Genomic DNA, 16,182 nt, shown 5'->3' on the forward strand with positions numbered 1-16,182 from the left:
CGGGCCAGCCACTTTGGCCCGCAAGGCAAGTACAGGCGGCGCGGCCCTTGTGTAGGATGCGGGCAGGGACCAGCCCCCGCAGCCATGACAACAAGGAGCCAGCATGAGCCAGCCCGTGGTACTGATCACCGGATGTTCCAGCGGCATCGGCCGCGCCTTGGCCGACGCCTTCCAGGGTGCCGGTTACCGGGTGTTCGCCGCCGCACGCAAGGGCGCGGATCTAGAGAGGCTGGCCGCGGCCGACTTCACCGCGGTCAAACTGGACGTCAACGACGCCGGGGACATCGCCCGCGCCAGCGCGCGTGTACGGGCGGAGGCCGGGCGCCTCGACGTGCTGATCAACAATGCCGGCTACGGCGCCATGGGTCCGCTGCTCGATGGCGGCGCCGCGGGCATGCGCCAACAGTTCGAAACCAACGTGTTCAGCCTGGTCGAACTGACCCGCGCCTGCTTCCCCCTGCTGCGCGCCAGCCGAGGTCTGGTGGTGAATATCGGCAGCATCTCCAGCGTGCTGGTGACCCCGTTCGCCGGCACCTACTGCGCCTCCAAAGCGGCCGTGCATGCGCTGTCCGAGGCCCTGCGCATGGAGCTGGCGCCGTTCGCCATCGAGGTCATGGAAGTGCAGCCGGGCGCCATCGCCTCCAGCTTCGGCAGCAATGCCAGCGCCCAGGCCGAGCAGCTGCTCAATCAGAACTCGCCCTGGTGGCCGCTGCGCGACGGCATCCGCGCCCGCGCCAATGCCTCCCAGGACAAACCGACCCCGGCCAGCGAGTTCGCCGCCGACCTGCTCGCCGCCGTGCAACGCACCAAGCGCCCGGCCCTGCTGCGCCTTGGTCATGGCTGCCGCAGCCTGCCCTTGCTCGTCTTCCTGCTGCCGCGCACACTGCTGCAGGCCGTGCTGAAGAAACGCTTCGGCCTCAATCAGAAGCTGATCTAAGACCATGCCCAGCCCGCGCCGCTTTGCCCTCTACCAGTACGCGCTCGGCGCCGCCGCGGCGGTGTTCGCGCTCAACCTGCTGGTGCGCGGCCTGCTCAAAATCGGCGGTCTTCCCGCTACCCTGCTGGTAGCTATCGTCGTCGCGCTGGGCCTGCGCTGGCTATTCACCCGCATCGAAGGCCACCTGCCACGCCACGGCGAAGCCTGGGGCCTCAACCTGCTCTACGGCGCGATCCTCGGCCTGCTCTATCTCGGCCTGTGGGGCCTGATGTGGCTGAAAGACGAGCCTGGCCATATGGGTCAGCTGATCTTCGTCCTGCACTACCTGAGCTACCCCGTAGCGCTGGCTTTCGCCCTGCACCTGGGCCGGCGCCCCACCTAACGCATGCGGTTTTCCACAGCCCATAACAGCCCGACGCATACCCAGATCTGTGAGCTGCGCGACTACCCGGAGTGGCATTGCGGTCGAAAACGTTATGGGCTCTGGGCCATCCCGGTCGGCTGCCCGGCAGTGCTGGCGCGCATGCAGGCAGCGCGCGAACTTCTGGGCGACTGGCTACACCCCGGCTATCTGCGCCAGGCCCATATCACCCTGTTCGTCTGTGGCTTCGAGGCACTACAACGCCGTTATGACGATGACTTCTGCAGCGACCAGTTGCAGCGCCAGCGCGAGGATTTGCAGCGGTTGCCACTCGCGCCTTTCGAACTGCAGATCGGCCGCCTGGACAGCTTCTCCAGCGCGGCCTTTCTGCAGGTCGACGATCCGCAGCGGCGCCTGCAGCCACTGCGCGACTGCCTCACCGGCCACGCCGAAGAAATCCGCCAGAGCCCCTACCTGCCGCACCTGACCCTCGGTCTCTACCGGCAGTCGATCAGCGCCCAGGCCTGGCGTGAACGTGCCGCCGCACTGAGCCAACCGCAGCCACTCCACTTCACGGTCCATGAACTGCACTACTGCACCTACCAGGCCGATCAGCTGTTCGGTCCGCTGCGCTACGATACCTGTGTGCCCCTAGCCATCGCCTAGGGCAGTTCTATTGTCAGGACGACTCGCCATGCTCCATACCCTTGCCGTCGGCAACTACCGCTCCATCAACAATTTGGTGATGCCGCTGGGTCGGCTCAATCTGATCACCGGTACCAATGGCAGTGGCAAGTCCAACCTCTACCGCGCCTTACGCCTGCTGGCCGAAACGGCCCAAGGTGGCGTAGTCAATGCTTTGGCTCGGGACGGCGGTTTGGAGTCGACTATCTGGGCGGGGCCGGAAACAATCAGCCGGCGCATGCGCAACGGCGAGGTGCCGATCCAGGGTGGTCCGCGCCGAGAGGTCGTCCGTCTGCGCCTGGGTTTCGCCAGTGAGGACTTCAGCTACGCCATTTCCCTTGGCCTGCCCGAGCCGTCGAGTTCAGCCTTCTCCCTCGACCCCGAGATCAAGCGCGAATGCATCTGGGCCGGCCCCTGCTATCGCCCAGCCGCACTCCTGGTCGATCGCGAAGGGCCGATGGTGCGCCAGCGTAAGGGCCGCGATTGGCAGGTATTGGCCCAGCATCTGCCGAATTACGACAGCCTGTTTGACCAGATTGGCAACGACCCAGGTTTCCCGGAGGTGTTCCAACTGCGCGAGGCCATCCGTCGCTGGCGCTTCTACGATCACTTTCGCACCGACGCCGAAGCACCAGCCCGCCAGCCGCAACTGGGCACCCGCACTCCTGTGCTGCACCACGACGGGCGCGACCTTGCGGCCGCATTGCAGACTATCCGCGAAATTGGCTACCGCCCGGCTCTGGAACAGGCTATCGCCGACGCTTTCCCCGGTTCCGAACTGAGCATCGATTGCCAACCCGGTGGGCGCTTCAGCGTAGCCCTGCGCCAGGAGGGCCTGCTGCGCCCGCTGTCGGCAGCAGAGCTATCCGATGGCACCCTGCGCTACCTGCTGCTGGTGGCTGCTCTGCTCACCCCCAGACCGCCCTCACTGATGGTGCTCAATGAGCCGGAAACCAGCCTGCACCCGGATCTGCTGCCGGCGCTCGGGCGGCTGATCATCGAGGCCTCGCGGCATACCCAGGTGTGGGTGGTGTCCCACGCCAGTCGGCTGATCGCCACACTGGAACAACACCCGGAATGCAACTCCATCGTCCTCGACAAAAGCTTCGGGCAGACCGCCATACAGGGCCAGAGTCTGCTCAATGAACCCGCCTGGCACTGGCCGGATTAGGCCCGATCTGCCTGCGGACTCACCACCGAGCGCGGCTGGCGGAACACCAGCACATTGCCGAGCATCACCAGCACCAGCCCCAACAGCGCCGGCAGGGTCCACTGGTAGCCCTCAACGAACACCGAGATATTCAGCGCCACCACCGGGAACAGCACGGTGCAGTAGGCCGCGCGCTCCGGGCCGAGGCGCCCGACCAGGGTCAGGTAGGCGGTGAAGCCGATCACCGAGCCGGGAATCGCCAGGTACAGCAGGGTGCCGATATAGCGCGGGCTGTTCTCGAAGGTGAACGGGATACCGCTGACCAGGCAGTAGCCGACCAGCAACAGCGCGCCGTAGAACATGCCCCAGGCATTGGTGGTCAGCGGCCGCAGCCCGGCCTGCTGCTGCAGGCTGGACAGCAGGTTGCCGGCGGAAAAACACAGCGTGCCGATCAGCGCCAGGCCCAGGCCGATCAGGCTTTCGCGGCTGGCCTCATGGCCCGCCAGTTGCGGCCAGAACAGCAGGGCCAGGCCGAACATGCCCAGCGCGCCGCCGGCCAGCACATTGGCGGCAATCCGCCGACCCATGAAGATCCGTGCATTGAGCGCATTCCACAGCGTCGCGGTGGAGAAGATCACCGCCACCAGACCGCTGGGAATCCACTGGCTGGCGGTGTAAAAGCACATGAAGTTGATGCAGAACAGGCACAAGCCCTGCGCCAGGCAGATCAACTGACCCCGGCGGTTCATCGGTTGTAGACGGCCGCTGAGCAGCAGAATGGCGAACAGCACCAGGGCCGCCAGGGCGAAGCGGTAGGCGATGGAAACTGGAATGGCCACCTCGCCCAACTGCAGCTTGAGGGCGATCCAGGTGGTGCCCCAGATCAGCACGGTCAACAGGTACAGCGACAGGTTCATGGCCAGGCTCCGCGAGACAGGCCTTCAGTCTCGACCCGCCAGGCCGCCTGCGCTTGCACAAAATTGCGCTTATCTGCGCCAGGCCGGTGGCAGCGACGAATGCCGGGAGTAGGATGGCAACTGTCCAACTCCGCACTCACACGTCAATGACCAGCCTCGCCCACAACCAGGTCTTCCAGTCCCTCAGCAGCTCTCCGCACGCGCGCCTGCTGCATGGTGCCGAGCTGGGCGACGACCTGGCCGCGGCGCTGTGGACCAACCACCACGACGCCCGCGACTACCAGGGGCCGAGCCAGCACACACTGTCCTGCTACCTGGCCGGCGGCACTGGCACCTTTCGCCGCGAGAGGCCCGGCAGTAAGGGCGCGCCGGACAAGCTGTGCATCCTGCCGGCCGGACATGAATCATCCTGGGTGATCAATGGCGAAATCTGCCTGGCCCACCTTTATGTGAGCCCCGAGCGTTTCGCCGCCAGCGCGGTCACCCTGCTCGACCGCGAGCCGCGCGAACTGCAGCTGCGGGAAAGCACCTTCCTCGATGACCCACAACTGGCCGGACAATTTCGCCAGCTGGTGCAGCTGGACTGGAAGGAGCCAGGCGAGCGCCTGCTCGGCAGCAGCCTGGCCCACGAGATGATCAGCCATGTGCTGCTGACCCAGGTCGGCCTGCGCCAGGGCCTGAAGGTAAAGGGTGGTCTGGCGCCACACCTGCGCCGCCGGTTGGCCGAGTACATCGAGCAGCATCTCGACCAGTCCCTCAGCCTGGGTGAGCTGGCGCAGCTGGCAGCGCTGTCGGAATACCACTTCGTGCGCATGTTCCGCGCCAGCTTCGGCCTGCCGCCGCACCGCTATGTGCTGCAACGGCGCCTGCTGCGTGCGCGCCAGTTGCTGCAGCACAGCCGCCTGCCACTGGGCGAGATCGCCCTGGCCTGCGGCTTCGCCAGCGCCAGCCACTTCAGCAATCGCTTCCGCGCAGTCTTTGGCGCCGCTCCAGGTCTGCTACGCGCCGCAGCGGACTGATCAGACCAGCAGACTCAAGCCACCAGCAGCCGGCAACAGCGCGGCCAGCGGCAACACCCAGCGCGCGCGCCAGGCCAGCATAGCGACCAGCAGCAGCCCCGCCAGCATCAGTAGGCACAGCCAGGTCACCGCACCGATCTCGCCGCCCGACTGCTCGATGGACAGCAGCAGACCGAGAACCAGGCAGACCAGCGCCAGGCTGTGCAGCAATCGCTGACGGCCGATGCTGGGTGCGCCCTGCAGCAGGGTCTTGTGGTGGCGCGACATGGCCAGACTGAGAGCCAGCAGCGCCAGGTAACTCAGGGCAAAACCCAGCAGCATCACAGTGCCTCCTCGACCAGCACGCGACGCGCGCGGGGTTCCTGGGCCTGTTGCGGTTGGGCCCAGCGCCAGGCGAACAGGGCACAGAGCAGGCCGCTGAACAACAGGAACAGATCGATGCCGGCCAGCGCCCAGTCGCCGCGCAATAGGCTGGACGGCAAGCCGCCATGGCTGGTGGTCAGCACATTGACCAGCGGCAACCCAAGGGCCAGCACAGCACCCAGAGCCAACTGCTGGCTGAGCAGACGGCGCGGCTGGTTGCGCTGCACTACCGCCCACAGCGCCAGTAGCAGCCAGCTGCCAACAAACACCCAGCCCTCGGCCGTAGCGCGTTCGGCCAGATCGGCGGGGATCAATCGGTTACCCCATAACAGCGCAAGACTGGCCAGCGGCAAACCGGCAAACACGGCGCCATTGAGCGCCCGCACCAGGCCGATGCCGGCACCGCCCCGGGCTTCACGCTTGGCCAACCAGACCTGTAAGCCACCGACCAGCATGGCGCAACCGGCCAGGCCGAGCAGCAGGTACAGCAGGCGCACCAGCGTGCCGCCGAACTGCGCCATATGCAGACCGGCCAGCCAGGCATAGGCACGGTAGGCGGTCGAGGCCTGCTGCTGATTGAGCAGCTCGCCGCTGGCGGCGTCGTAGCTCAGGGTGTCCTGCGGCGAGCCGATGCGCGAGTTGTCCAGACGGCGGATATCCACCACTGCCGCCACATCGCCCGGATGATGCACGCTGACCCAACCGGTCTCACCGCCACCCCAGCGCTGGCGCGACTGTTCAATCAGCTCGTCCAGCGACATCTGGCTCGCCGCCTTCTGCCCGACGCCCTCGCGCGAGTAGCCGCCCATCACGTCGGTGAAGAACTGTTCGATATTGCTGTTGTAGGCCACCTGCGCCCCGGCTGGCATGTAGGTGGCGACGAAGATCGCCACGCCGGTGTAGGCCAGTACCAGGTGGAAGGGAAAGCCGACCACGCCGAACAGGTTGTGCGCATCCAGCCAGGCGCGCTGGCCATTGGCATTAGGCCGCAGGGTGAAGAAGTCCTTGAAGATGCGCCGATGGATGATCACCCCGGACACCAGCGCCACCAGCATGAACATGCCGGCCAGGCCGACGATGTACATGCCAAGCGTGCCGCCATGCAGGTTGTAGTGCAGTTCGAAGAAGAAGCCACCGCCGAGGGTTTCAGGCATCGGCTGCTGGCTGGCCGGATCGAAGGCGACGTTGTGCATTTCCTCGGTTTTGTCCACTTCCCAGCCCAGGCGCCAGAACGGATCACGGCTGGTCGGCCCATGCATCCAGAAGGCATGCAGCTCGTCGCTGACATTCGCCTCCAGCCAGCCGCGCACCTGATCGGCCGTCATGCTCGACGCCACGCCCTGGTGCAGCGCCGGACGCATCCAGCGCTCCAGCTCCTTGTCGAAGCAGGCCAGGGTGCCGGCGAAGATGATCACGTAGAGCAGCCAGCTCGGCAGCAGGCCGCCCCAGGTATGCAGGCCGGCCATGGATTGACGCAGGCTCATGGGCGTACTCCCAGTTCAGTCGGCAGGAAGGCGGCCAGGCACAAGACTGCCGTTAGGCCGACCAGCCACAACCAGGCGCGGGTCGCGCTGCGGGCGGCGAACACGTAGATCACCGCTGCCGTCCAGATGGCGAAGCAGACCAGGCTGGCGTACACCACGCGGTCGGCCCGAACCAGCGGCAGATAAACGGAAAAGAACGCGGTAAAGCCATAGGCCAGTGCATAACCGCCGAACAGGGCAGCCAGCACACGCGAGGCAATGCTCCAGCGCGACAGGGAAGGGTTCTTGCTCAAGATCGGCTCGCTGTTTTCGGTAAATACATGCAAGCCGCTCATCTGGGAGCGGCTGGCAACTACGAATCAGCGCCATATAGTATTGAGAAACACTTGCAGTGGAAAGCTATTAACGTTCTAGCCTCTGCACTTCCGGGCAGACCTTGCGCATAACAAGAGGCGGCAAGCCTGCCAAATTAGTCACGAACCACCTCAGACTTCGCCGGCCTCGCGCTCACGCTCCCGACTCAGGCGCATAGGCGCCTGCACCGAAGGGAAGCGCGAGGAGGCATAGCGCACCACCAGGATCGCCAGGCCGAGCAACAAAATGGCGCCGGAGACATAGACCACGCCCATGTCCGGGCGATGATGGTGCGACACATCGGAAATCAGCAGACGTGTCAGCGCAGTGATCGCCACGTAGATCAGGAAGCGCACCGGCATGTGGTTGGTCTTGAAGTAGATGCCAACCATGGCCCCCAGCTCCAGGTAGATGAACAGCAGGAGGATGTCATCCACCGTGATATGGCCCTTCTCCAGCATGCCGAGAAAGGCCACCACCGAGGCCCAGGCGGTAATGCCGCCAATGCCGAACAGCGCCAGGTAGTGGAACGACTCCACCATCAGGTTGCCGACGGACTGCGCAAAGTCATGCATGCCCTCGCGCAGGGCTTCGATCTGTTTCGATTTCACGCTGTTACTCCTGACTACTCTTGATTGGCCATGCTGGCACTACCTGATGACGGTTATGCAGAATGGAGGCCAGCATGACGCCCGGGCATTGGCTGCGGGCACAGCGATGGGGCTGCCGGCAAAGACTTTGGCGCAGGCCTTGCAGCAATGATGCATCTCTTTATACTGTATGCAAATACAGTATTTTTCTTCCCAACAGATACAGGAATGAGGTGATGAATGGCCGTCGAAGTGGTGTACCGCAGCAGTCGCGACCTGGAGCGCTTGTTCATGGATAAGGCCGAAGCCGATCGTTACGACAAGATGCTGGAACTGGCCGAAGCGCTGTCCGAGGCGCTGCAGAAAGCCGTGCCCTCGCTCAGCGAGCAGCAGGTGGAAGAACTCGGCATCTTCATGGCGAAGAACCGCGACACCTTCGCCAAGGCCTTCAAGAACCAGCCGGAAGCGCTGGCCGAACTGGGCGCAGAAACCGCCGAGTAAAGTCGCTTCAGGTCGTTACCGGCTGCTTGCCGCAAGCAGCCGGCGATCACCCGGTGGATTGACGGCGCAGGCGCCAATCGCTAGTTTCATCGCCTCTTTCCGCTCACTCGCAACCTGAGCCCATGACCTTTCAAGCGCACAACTCCCTCGTCATCCCGCTGGCTGCCCATGCTGCCGGGGATGCTGCTGCGCGCCTGAGCCTGATTTCCCCACCTGTCGCACCTCCCGCTGCACGTCGGGCCGGCACACCTCCGCCGCCACCCGCGTACACCGCTGCGGGCTGATTTCAGCCCGACTCCCGGCTCCGTTGCGCTTCTGGCCTGCCTGTCCTAAGTGACCGGCTAGTGGAGCCTGTTAAGCCTTTGCGACAGGTGATTCATCATGTATTTCAACAAGACCTTCTGGGGCGCATGCGCCTCGACTGCGCTGTTCGTCCTGCTCTGGAGCAGCGGCGCGATCTTCGCCAGGCTGGGCCTGGACCATGCCTCGGCTTTCGCCCTGCTGACCCTGCGCTTTGCCCTGGCCCTCAGCGTTCTGTTGCTGATTGGCAGCCTCACGCGTACCTGGTTGCCCGCGCGTGGCAAGCGCTGGCGCACGGCGGCGACCGGCCTGCTGCTGATCGGCGGCTACTCCATCTGCTATCTGCTGGCGCTGGATAACGGCGTGACACCGGGCGTGCTGGCCACCCTGCTCGGCGTGCAGCCAATCCTCACCCTGTTCATCCTGGAGCAGCGCTTTGCCGCGCTGCGCCTGCTGGGGCTGGGCATCGCTCTGGCGGGGCTGGTGCTGGTGGTGTGGCATAGCCTGCAGCAAGCGGCCCTGGGCGCGACAGGCATGGTCTATGCCCTGGCGGCGCTGGCCTGCATGACCGGCGGCGCCATCCTGCAGAAGGGCCTGCAGCAGACACCCCTGCACACCCTGCCCCTGCAATACGCCGCGAGCCTGCTGGCCTGCGCGGCGCTGCTGCCGCTGCAGCCCTTTAGCGTGGACTGGTCACTAGACCTGCTGCTGCCGCTGCTGTGGCTGGCCATCGTGATCTCGGTGGTGGCGCAGTTGCTGCTCTATCGACTGATCCAGGCGGGCAATCTGGTCAACGTCACCAGCCTGTTCTACCTGGTGCCGGGGGTGACGGCGGCCATGGATTATCTGTTCCTCGGCAACCGCATGAGCAGCCTGAGCCTTGTCGGTATGGCGGCCATCGTGCTGGGGCTGGTTCTGGTGTTTCGCAAGGGCTAGAGCCTGCGGCCGACAACGTTCACGGCATTGCTGCCGTGGGCGTTGCCTTGTCAGCTAGCCGTACAGCAGTCGCTCCGCCAGCCGGTCGGCGACCCGCGCGGGCGAGTGCTTGTCGGCCTGGGCATGAGCGTAGATATCGGTCAGGCGCAAGCCGATCTGCGCCAAGTGCGCGGTGATCGCCGGCAGTTCATAACCCCGATGCTGCAACGAGACATAGATCAGCCCGCCGGAATTGATCACGTAGTCCGGTGCGTAAAGAATACCGCGCGCCTCCAACTCATCGGCGATTTCGCCACTGGCCAGCTGGTTGTTGGCCGCACCGGCCACCGCCGCGCAGTGCAGGGTGCCGACCGTCTGGGCATTGAGCACGCCACCCAAGCCACAGGGGGCGAGGATCTCGCATGGCGTACTGAGCAATGCCTCACTACTCACCGCATGGGCGCCGAGCTGCTCCACCGCCAGCTGTACACGGCCGGGGTCGAGGTCGCTGACGAACAACTCCACCCCAGCCGCCGCGAGCTGCTCGGCCAGGGCGAAGCCGACATTGCCGAGGCCTTGCACGGCGATGCGCAGCCCTTCCAGATCACTGCTGCCCAGACGCGCCAGGGCGGTGGCGCGGATGCCGGCGTAGACGCCCATCGCGGTGTGCGGCGACGGGTCACCGGCGCTGGTGGTGCTAGTCACGTGCTGGGTTTGCTGGGCGATGCAGTCCATATCGGCGCTGGAGGTGCCGCTGTCCATCGCGGTGATGTAGGCCCCCTTGAGCGATTCGATCATGCGCCCGAAGGCCTCGAACAGCGCGCCACGGTTATCCACATGGCCCGGACGGATGATCACCGCCTTGCCACCGCCCTGCTCCAAACCGGCCAGGGCGGCCTTGTAGCTCATGCCCTGGGCCAGGCGGATAGCATCGCGCACGGCGCTGTCGGTATCGGGATAGGCGAGATAACGGCAACCGCCAAGGGCGGGGCCGAGGCGTGTGTTGTGAATGGCAATGATGGCCTGGAGGCCGGTGGCAGGATCTTGCGCCAGATGCAGGGCTTCGAGCCGGGCGCTTTCCATCATGGCGAACATGCGGATTTCCTTGCTGGCTTTACAGGCCAGTATAGGTCGGGCGCTACCTGCGGCTGGGTTGACTGGGTATAAGCCACCCAGTCCTGATAACCAGAGTCACAGTGTACGGCTCAGATCGCGCCCCGATGAGAACCGCCACAGCATTGGTACTCAGCGCCCCTGCACCTTCCACCACTGGCAGAATTCTTCCAGCGCGGTCCAGATCGGCACCTGCGGGTCGTAGTCCAGGTACTGCCGGGCGCGGCTGATATCCAGGGAGAAGTCCCGCGCCATCACCGCCACGCCGAGGCGGAACAGGCTCGGCTCCGGGCGCCCCGGCAGCACCTTGCAGACCATCTCGTTGAGCGTCGCCGCGGCATAGGCCAGGCCATAGGGCATGTGCTTGCTCACCGGCGGCAAGTCGAACTGGCGCAGGACGAAATTGACCACATCCCACAGCGGCACCGGCGCGCCATTGCTGATGTTGTACACCTTGCCCAGCGCCGGCCCGGCGGCCAGCAGGCTGCTGAACAGGGCGTCGTTGAGGTTCTGCATGCTGGTGAAGTCGACCTTGTTCAGGCCGTTGCCGATGATCGCCAGGCGCCCCTTGCGCTGCATGTTGATCAACCGCGGAAAGATGCTGGTGTCGCCGGCACCGGTAACGAAGCGCGGACGCAGGGCGATCACCTCCAGGCCAAACTCCTGGGCCTCGAAGACCTTCTGCTCGGCCAGGTACTTGGTCGCGCCGTAGTGATCGACGAAGGTCTTCGGCACCTGCTCCTCCTTGAGGCCGATGTGCGACTTACCGTCGAAGTACACCGAAGGTGAAGACAGGTGCACCAGCCGCCGCACCTTCTGCCCCAGGCAACCCTCGATGATGTTCTGGGTCAGGCCGACGTTGCCCTGCTGGAAGTGCTCGCGACTGCCCCACACCCCCACGGCACCGGCGCAATGCACCACGGCTTCGACATCGCGGCACAGGTGATGCGCCAGATCGGCATCGGCCAGGTCGCCCTGGACGAATTCCGCACCACGCTTGATCAAGTGCTGCACCCCTTCAGGGCGGCGACCGTTGACCCGCACACGCAAACCCTGCTCCAGGGCGAACCGGGCAAAGCGCCCACCGATAAAACCGCTCGCCCCCGTTACCAGAATTTTCATGCGCCTCTCCCCTGCGACTCTTGTTGTAGCAGCGACTCTAGCAGCCCCACCCCAGTCCGGCTGTGACATGGCAGGCCAGAAAGCCGGCCTTGCAAACAGACTCCGGACATTATTTTTGACATCCGTTAAGCAATTCGCACGCTTCTTGCAGAATATTCAACACCACCCTCGCTTGTAACTCTTCTACCCGTGGAGCCAACGGAAATGCCGTTACGCCTGAAGCTAGCCTTAAGTTACCTAATGATCGGCCTTATTCCGGTCATGGCCATGGCGTTCACCGTCTACCACCAGGCCAGCCAGGCTCTGCAGGAGCAGACGCTGAACGCCCTGGAAGCCGTAGCGAATATCAAACAACGGCAATTGCAGGACAACTGGCAATCCCGGCATAACCAGCTCAGCACCCTGGCCAGCAACCTCGGCACCAGCTACGCCGGCCTGGACGCCGTAGCCCTGCTCAGCACCGCCAACTATGACCGGCCGATTTTCGAGAATTTCATCAAGACCTTCGGCTACCGCGAGCTGAAGCTGATCTCCAGTGACGGCAAGGTGCTGTTCAGCGTGCTGCGTGGTAATGACTACCAGCAGAACCTCAACGACCCGGCCTGGCGCGACACGCCCATGGCCCGCCTGGCGCGCGCCAGCCTGGACAGCCAGCAGGCACTGATCAGCGATCTGGCCAACAACCCGCAGACCGGCGAGCCCAGCCAGTTTCTGGCTGCGCCGATCATCAGCGACGGCGAACTGCAAGCCATGCTGATGCTGGAACTGCCGATCGACCCGCTGAATGCGGTGATGCAGACTCGCCAGGGTCTCGGCGAAGCCGGGGAAACCTACCTGGTGGGTAGCGACGGCCTGCTGCGCTCCGACTCGGTACGTTTCAGCGATCTGCAGGTCAGCCGCGGCAGCGCGCAGACTACGCCACTCGTCGGCCAAGCCCTGACACTGGCGCTGCAGGGGCAGCAAGGCCGCCTGGCCGAACCGGGGCTGGACGGAAAACCGGCGCTCAAGGCCTTCGTCCCGCTGGAGTTCAACGGCCAGCGCTGGGCACTGATCGCTGAAATGGACCAGGCCCAGGCCTTCGCCCCGGTGCGTGAGCTGATGTGGCAGGTGCTCCTGCTCGGCCTGCTGACCATCGCTGGCGTAGCCCTGGCCACCTGGCTGGTCAGTCGCAGCGTGATGCGTCCGCTGGGCGGCGAGCCGAGCAACATGGCGGACCTGGCCCGCCGTCTGGCCGCCGGCGAACTGCGCCTGGCCAGCCAGAACACTCCGCACAGTGGCCTGATGCAGGCCCTGCATGAAATGGCCGGCGCCTGGCGCGAAGTGATCGAACGTCTGCGTCAGGCCAGCAGTGCGGTGGGCGATGCCAGCGGCGACATCCTCGGCGCCGCCGGGCAGACCAGCAGCCGCCTCGACCAGCAGCAGGAAGCTCTGGAAATGGTGGTCAGCGCGGTCGACCAGATGGCCGCCACCGTCCAGGAAATCGCCAGCAACGCCAGCCAGAGTGCCGATGGCAGCGCCGCCGCACGGGAAGCTTTCAGCACTATGCAAAGCACCCTGCAGCGCATGATCGGCCGCCAGGACCAGTTGCTCGACGGCCTGCGCCAGGCCGACCGGGTGGTGCAGACCCTGGCCGGCGACAGCCAGCAGATCGGCTCGGTGCTCAGTGTGATCGGCGCTATCGCCGAGCAGACCAACCTGCTCGCCCTCAACGCCGCCATCGAAGCGGCGCGGGCCGGCGAACAGGGCCGCGGCTTTGCCGTGGTCGCCGATGAAGTGCGCAACCTGGCCCTGCGCACCCGTACCGCCACCGAGGAAATCGTGCAGATCATCGGCGCCCTCGGCGACTCTTCCGACGAGGCGCTGCAGCGCATGCAGGGTTCCACCGAGCAGGCCCGCGCACTGGAAGACGAAACCCAGGCCGTACTCGGCTCGCTGGAGCACCTCAGCCAGTCACTGGAAGGCGTGCATGCCCTGGCCTTCCAGATTGCGGCAGCTGCCGAGCAGCAGGCAGCCACCACCCAGGAGGTCAACCAGCACATGCACCGCCTGCATGAGATGACCGGGGAAAATCGCCAGACTGCCGCACACACCCGCAACTGCGGCGAACACCTGCGCAAGGTGGCTGGCAGCCAGCAGCAGTTGGTGGCGCATTTTCAGCTGTGACAGTGTTCTAGCGTAGGGCGGGTGTGAGGTTTGTGGCTGTAGGAGCCAGCTTGCTGGCGATCATTGAGCAGCTGATCGCCAGCAAGCTGGCTCCTACACCTAGGGCAAAGTCAGCCTGGTAGTCCGGATGCAATCCGTGGCCGTAGATGCCGACTATCAAGGATTGCCTACGGGCTACGGCTTGACCAGCCAGCCGGCCACGCCGCGGTGCAGGTGCTCGGTCAGTGCCGTCAGCAGTTCGCCGCCATTACGCCAGTGGTGCCAGTACAGCGGCACATCCAACGGCAGGTCGGGGATGATCTCGACCAGCGCGCCGCTGGCCAGTTCGCGCTGCACCTGCAGTTCGGGCACCAGGCCCCAGCCGAAGCCGGCTTCGGTCAGGCGCACGAACCCCTCAGACGAAGGGCACAGGTGATGAGCAAAGCCCCCCTCGACGCCCAGCTGCGCCAGATAGCGATGCTGCAGCAGGTCGTCCGGGCCGAAGACGATGGCCGGAATCCGCGCCAGGCTGCCGGCCTGCACGCCCAGGGGAAAGTGCCGTTCGATAAAGTCCGGGCTGGCCAGGGCGCGGTAGCGCATGGCGCCAAGCGGCAGGGAGCGGGCGCCGGCCACCGGGCGCTCGGCCGCACACACGCAGGCGGCCACTTCGCCGGCACGCATGCGCTTGAGACCGACGTCCTGATCCTCCACCACCAGATCCAGCAGCAAGCGGTGCTCGGCGCAGAAGTCGCCCAATGCCCGCGCCCACCAGGTCGCCAGGCTGTCGGCATTCAGGGCGATGCGCAGGCGCTCGGGTAGGCCACCGTCGTCCAGCGCCGGCACCTGGCCCTGCAGGTCGCGCTCGAGCAAGCGTACCTGTTGCACATGGTTGAGCAGGCGCCGGCCGATCTCCGTGGGCGCTGGCGGCATGGCACGCACCAGCACCGGCTGGCCGACCCGCGCCTCGAGCAGCTTGATCCGTTGCGATACCGCCGACTGCGACAGACCGAGCAGCTGTGCGGCCCGCTCGAAACCACCCTGCTCCACCACCGCAGCCAGGGCCGCGAGGAGTTTGTAGTCGAACAAATCAGCTCTCCTAATGAGCGATCAGCATGATTTGTTTTTCTTATACACGAGCGCAGAGGAAACTGCCCGGCAACGATCACTGCAACACTTATAAGGATGCTCCCATGGCTGGCGAAACTTCACTCGGCAAACTGCTCGGCAGCCTGTCACCCGAGCTCAACCCCGGCCGCTACGTGTTCTGCAGCGTGGCTAGCGACAGCCCGCTGGATGTCCAGACGATCATTGGCAGCTTTCGCGAGGCCGAAGGCCTGACCCTGATCCTCGCCCAGGAAGAGGCCGACCGCCTGGGCCTGAACTACGACTATGTCGCCGCCTGGATCACCCTGAGCGTGCATTCGGCGCTCGCCGCTGTCGGCCTCACCGCTGCCTTCGCCAGCACCCTGGCCGCCGCCAATATCAGCTGCAACGTAGTGGCCGGTTTCTACCACGATCATCTGTTCGTCGCCGCAGCCGATGCCGAGCGGGCCATGGCCGTGCTGCACCAACTCGCCGCCAACCAGGCACAGGAGTGAACGCCATGTGGCAGAGCTATCTGAACGGCCTGCTGGTCGCCGCCGGCCTGATCATCGCCATCGGCGCACAGAACGTCTTCGTCCTGGCGCAGAGCCTGCGCCGCGAACATCACCTGCCGGTCGCCGCGCTGTGCGTGCTGTGCGACGCCCTGTTGGTCGCTGCCGGGGTCTTCGGCCTGGCCGCCTTGCTGGCACAGAACCCGCTGCTGCTCGGCATCGCCCGCTGGGGCGGTATCGCCTTCCTGCTCTGGTACGGTGCCAAGGCTCTGCAGCGCGCGATGCGTCCGCAGGCGTTGCAGCAGGCTGGGGACAGTGGCCCGCGCTCACGCCGCGCCGTGCTGCTGGCAGCACTGGCTGTCACCCTGCTCAACCCGCATGTGTACCTGGATACCGTGTTGCTGATCGGCTCGCTCGGCGCCCAGCAGCCGGACCCGGGCGCCTACACCCTGGGCGCGGCCAGCGCATCCTTGCTGTGGTTCTTCAGCCTGGCCCTCGGCGCGGCCTGGCTTGCACCCTGGCTGGCCCGCCCCGCCACCTGGCGCCTACTCGACCTGGGCGTGGCGCTGATGATGTTCGCCATGGCCTATCAGCTGATGGGCTCCATGTAAGGCGTGGCAAAGGCCCTGGCACCG

General features: G+C 65.3%; 18 protein-coding genes. 10 read left to right on the forward strand and 8 right to left on the reverse strand.

Annotated features, from left to right (window positions below; translation table 11 throughout):
- Positions 1 to 103: 103 nt before the first annotated feature.
- The 4 genes from H3H45_RS12505 to H3H45_RS12520 are packed head-to-tail and all read left to right on the forward strand — an operon-like array spanning position 104 to position 3,153.
- On the forward strand, positions 104 to 937 hold the full coding sequence (locus H3H45_RS12505) for an SDR family oxidoreductase (RefSeq protein WP_182834076.1): 834 nt from the start codon (positions 104 to 106) through the stop codon (positions 935 to 937).
- A 4-nt stretch (positions 938 to 941) separates the two neighbouring features.
- A complete protein-coding gene (locus tag H3H45_RS12510) occupies positions 942 to 1,319 on the forward strand; it encodes a hypothetical protein (protein ID WP_220494271.1) in 378 nt (125 codons plus the stop codon).
- Positions 1,320 to 1,322: 3 nt separating this feature from the next.
- Positions 1,323 to 1,964: a 2'-5' RNA ligase family protein gene (locus H3H45_RS12515; protein ID WP_182834077.1), complete on the forward strand. Its 642-nt coding sequence runs from the start codon at positions 1,323 to 1,325 to the stop codon at positions 1,962 to 1,964.
- 28 nt (positions 1,965 to 1,992) lie between these two features.
- Positions 1,993 to 3,153: an AAA family ATPase gene (locus H3H45_RS12520; protein ID WP_182834078.1), complete on the forward strand. Its 1,161-nt coding sequence runs from the start codon at positions 1,993 to 1,995 to the stop codon at positions 3,151 to 3,153.
- On the opposite strand, the gene H3H45_RS12525 is transcribed toward H3H45_RS12520, so the two are convergent.
- Positions 3,150 to 4,049, reverse strand: coding sequence for a DMT family transporter (locus tag H3H45_RS12525; RefSeq protein ID WP_182834079.1), 900 nt, complete (start codon positions 4,047 to 4,049; stop codon positions 3,150 to 3,152). The genes H3H45_RS12520 and H3H45_RS12525 overlap by 4 nt on opposite strands.
- Positions 4,050 to 4,195: 146 nt before the next feature.
- Between H3H45_RS12525 and H3H45_RS12530 the strand changes: the two genes are divergently transcribed.
- Positions 4,196 to 5,068 (forward strand): helix-turn-helix domain-containing protein, encoded by an 873-nt coding sequence (locus tag H3H45_RS12530; protein ID WP_182834080.1) that lies wholly within the window; start codon positions 4,196 to 4,198, stop codon positions 5,066 to 5,068.
- On the opposite strand, the gene H3H45_RS12535 is transcribed toward H3H45_RS12530, so the two are convergent.
- From H3H45_RS12535 to H3H45_RS12550, 4 genes are all read right to left on the reverse strand, one after another.
- Entirely contained in the window at positions 5,069 to 5,389 is a 321-nt protein-coding gene (locus H3H45_RS12535; RefSeq protein ID WP_182834081.1) for a DUF3325 family protein, read from the reverse strand.
- On the reverse strand, positions 5,389 to 6,915 hold the full coding sequence (locus H3H45_RS12540; protein ID WP_182834082.1) for a PepSY-associated TM helix domain-containing protein: 1,527 nt from the start codon (positions 6,913 to 6,915) through the stop codon (positions 5,389 to 5,391). The genes H3H45_RS12535 and H3H45_RS12540 overlap by 1 nt, the downstream gene beginning before the upstream one ends.
- A complete protein-coding gene (locus H3H45_RS12545) occupies positions 6,912 to 7,208 on the reverse strand; it encodes a DUF3649 domain-containing protein (RefSeq protein ID WP_182834083.1) in 297 nt (98 codons plus the stop codon). The genes H3H45_RS12540 and H3H45_RS12545 overlap by 4 nt, the downstream gene beginning before the upstream one ends.
- Positions 7,209 to 7,400: 192 nt before the next feature.
- The gene (locus H3H45_RS12550; RefSeq protein ID WP_220494293.1) at positions 7,401 to 7,844 is read right to left on the reverse strand and encodes a phosphate-starvation-inducible protein PsiE; all 444 of its coding nucleotides are present in this window, start codon (positions 7,842 to 7,844) and stop codon (positions 7,401 to 7,403) included.
- Between the two features lie 255 nt (positions 7,845 to 8,099).
- Here H3H45_RS12550 and H3H45_RS12555 point away from each other — a divergent pair, with 255 nt between their 5' ends.
- Together H3H45_RS12555 and H3H45_RS12560 are read left to right on the forward strand one after the other, a co-directional pair.
- Complete coding sequence (locus tag H3H45_RS12555) at positions 8,100 to 8,360, forward strand: YebG family protein (protein ID WP_182834085.1); 261 nt, start codon at positions 8,100 to 8,102, stop codon at positions 8,358 to 8,360.
- A gap of 381 nt (positions 8,361 to 8,741) precedes the next feature.
- Entirely contained in the window at positions 8,742 to 9,596 is an 855-nt protein-coding gene (locus H3H45_RS12560) for a DMT family transporter (RefSeq protein ID WP_182834086.1), read from the forward strand.
- Positions 9,597 to 9,650: 54 nt separating this feature from the next.
- Here H3H45_RS12560 and H3H45_RS12565 read toward each other — a convergent pair whose 3' ends face one another.
- Both H3H45_RS12565 and H3H45_RS12570 read right to left on the reverse strand, forming a co-directional pair.
- Positions 9,651 to 10,670 (reverse strand): Leu/Phe/Val dehydrogenase, encoded by a 1,020-nt coding sequence (locus H3H45_RS12565; protein WP_182834087.1) that lies wholly within the window; start codon positions 10,668 to 10,670, stop codon positions 9,651 to 9,653.
- Between the two features lie 150 nt (positions 10,671 to 10,820).
- The gene (locus tag H3H45_RS12570) at positions 10,821 to 11,810 is read right to left on the reverse strand and encodes an NAD-dependent epimerase/dehydratase family protein (protein ID WP_182834088.1); all 990 of its coding nucleotides are present in this window, start codon (positions 11,808 to 11,810) and stop codon (positions 10,821 to 10,823) included.
- 240 nt (positions 11,811 to 12,050) lie between these two features.
- Here H3H45_RS12570 and H3H45_RS12575 point away from each other — a divergent pair, with 240 nt between their 5' ends.
- Entirely contained in the window at positions 12,051 to 13,973 is a 1,923-nt protein-coding gene (locus tag H3H45_RS12575; protein ID WP_235983688.1) for a methyl-accepting chemotaxis protein, read from the forward strand.
- A gap of 174 nt (positions 13,974 to 14,147) precedes the next feature.
- On the opposite strand, the gene H3H45_RS12580 is transcribed toward H3H45_RS12575, so the two are convergent.
- Entirely contained in the window at positions 14,148 to 15,038 is an 891-nt protein-coding gene (locus H3H45_RS12580) for a LysR family transcriptional regulator ArgP (protein WP_182834090.1), read from the reverse strand.
- A 104-nt stretch (positions 15,039 to 15,142) separates the two neighbouring features.
- Here H3H45_RS12580 and H3H45_RS12585 point away from each other — a divergent pair, with 104 nt between their 5' ends.
- Both H3H45_RS12585 and H3H45_RS12590 read left to right on the forward strand, forming a co-directional pair.
- The gene (locus tag H3H45_RS12585; RefSeq protein ID WP_182834091.1) at positions 15,143 to 15,550 is read left to right on the forward strand and encodes an ACT domain-containing protein; all 408 of its coding nucleotides are present in this window, start codon (positions 15,143 to 15,145) and stop codon (positions 15,548 to 15,550) included.
- A 5-nt stretch (positions 15,551 to 15,555) separates the two neighbouring features.
- Positions 15,556 to 16,158 carry a LysE/ArgO family amino acid transporter gene (locus H3H45_RS12590; RefSeq protein ID WP_182834092.1) on the forward strand — a complete coding sequence of 201 codons (603 nt, stop codon included), beginning with the start codon at positions 15,556 to 15,558 and terminating at the stop codon, positions 16,156 to 16,158.
- Positions 16,159 to 16,182 lie beyond the last annotated feature (24 nt).

The organism is Aquipseudomonas guryensis, assembly GCF_014164785.1.
Classification (GTDB): Bacteria; Pseudomonadota; Gammaproteobacteria; order Pseudomonadales; family Pseudomonadaceae; genus Aquipseudomonas; species Aquipseudomonas guryensis.